Source organism: Kitasatospora sp. NPDC056783 (genome assembly GCF_042789895.1).
Lineage (GTDB): Bacteria > Actinomycetota > Actinomycetes > Streptomycetales > Streptomycetaceae > Kitasatospora.
In genome coordinates this window covers 1-1,514 of record NZ_JBHUAF010000699.1, presented here as the reverse complement: position 1 = coordinate 1,514, position 1,514 = coordinate 1, and the positions used below count along the sequence as shown (strand labels likewise).

General features: G+C 72.6%; 2 protein-coding genes. Both read right to left on the bottom strand.

The genetic code is table 11. The features are described from left to right. Positions 1-68: 68 nt before the first annotated feature. On the bottom strand, positions 69-644 hold the full coding sequence (locus ACFRMQ_RS40695; protein ID WP_380735965.1) for a TerD family protein: 576 nt from the start codon (positions 642-644) through the stop codon (positions 69-71). Positions 645-888: 244 nt separating this feature from the next. Then, positions 889-1,347, bottom strand: a complete 459-nt coding sequence (locus ACFRMQ_RS40690; protein WP_380735964.1) for a peroxiredoxin — start codon at positions 1,345-1,347, stop codon at positions 889-891. Between the last annotated feature and the right edge of the window lie 167 nt (positions 1,348-1,514).

Sequence of the window (1,514 nt, the reverse complement as noted above, 5' to 3'; positions counted from 1 at the left end):
GACCGTGGAGGTCCGGGGCCGCCCCGGGAGACGGCGCGGGGTCCGCGCCGCAGGGTGCCGGCGGGGGCTCAGACGTTGACGCCGAAGTCCTGGGCGATGCCGCGCAGGCCGGAGGCGTAGCCCTGGCCGATGGCGCGGAACTTCCACTCCCCGTTGTTGCGGTACAGCTCGCCGAAGACCATCGCGGTCTCGGTGGAGGCGTCCTCGGAGAGGTCGTACCGCGCCAGCTCGGTGTTGTCGGCCTGGTTCACCACGCGGATGAACGCGTTGCGCACCTGGCCGAAGTTCTGGCTGCGGGTCTCGGCGTCGTAGATCGACACCGGGAAGACGATCTTCTCCACGTCCCCCGGGACCCCGGCCAGGTTGACCTTGATGGACTCGTCGTCGCCCTCGCCCTCGCCGGTCAGGTTGTCACCGGTGTGCTCGACCGAGCCGTCCGGGCTCTTCAGGTTGTTGAAGAACACGAAGTTGCCGTCCGAGGCGACCTTGCCCTGGGCGTTGCACAGCAGCGCGCTGGCGTCCAGGTCGAAGTCCGCACCCGTGGTGGTCCGGACGTCCCAGCCCAGGCCGACGACGACGGCCGTGAGGCCGGGGGCCTCCTTCGTGAGCGAGACGTTGCCGCCCTTGCTGAGGCTTACTCCCACTGGTCCTCCAAGAATCGGGAGGCACGTCCAGCGGTGCCCCCGGTGGTGCGGGTCAGGGGCGGCGGGAGGCGCATCGGCTCCCGCTCCCCACCCCGCCAACGGCCCGAGCGTAGTACGGGGTTCCCGACCGCGGGCCTGATCAGGCCGGACACGGCCCCGCGGCACCCGGCCGGCGGGTGCCACGCGGAGGTCCGGCGGGTGCCACGCGGGCGAAGGCGGGCTCCGCCGAGGCGGGGGCGGGGCCTCAGAGCGCCCCGAGGACCCTCAGGTACTCCTGCTCGTCCCGGGCGTCCGGGAGGCCGTTGACGACGCTCCAGCGGATCCGCCCGGCGGTGTCGATCACGAACGTGCCGCGCAGCGGGCAGCCCCGCTCCTCGTCGAGGACGCCGTAGGCCCGGGCGACCTCTCCGTGCGGCCAGAAGTCGGCCAGCAGCGGGAACTCCAAGCCCTCCCGGTCGGCGAAGACCCGCTGGGAGAACTGGGAGTCGCAGGAGATCCCGAGCACCTGCGCGGTGTCGTTCTGGAGGCCCGCCAGCTCCTTCTGGATCGCGCCCAGCTCGCCGGTGCAGACGCCGGTGAAGGCGAACGGGTAGAAGACCAGGACGACGTTCTTCCGGCCGCGGAAGTCGGAGAGCCTGACGGCCTCGCCGTGCTGGTTGTTGAGCTCGAAGTCCGGAGCCGGGGTGGCGACCTCGACGGCCATGGGCGGGACCTTTCTGACGCGGCTGGGCTCTGCCGCGCCCGGAGCGCGACCGCGCCGCGCGGCGGGCGCGGCGGGGCCATCCTCGCATCCGCTTACGGGCGTTCCACCGAACGGATGAGGCGGGCCGGTCGCGGCCCCGCCGCGTTCGCCGTCCGCGAACGGTCCGA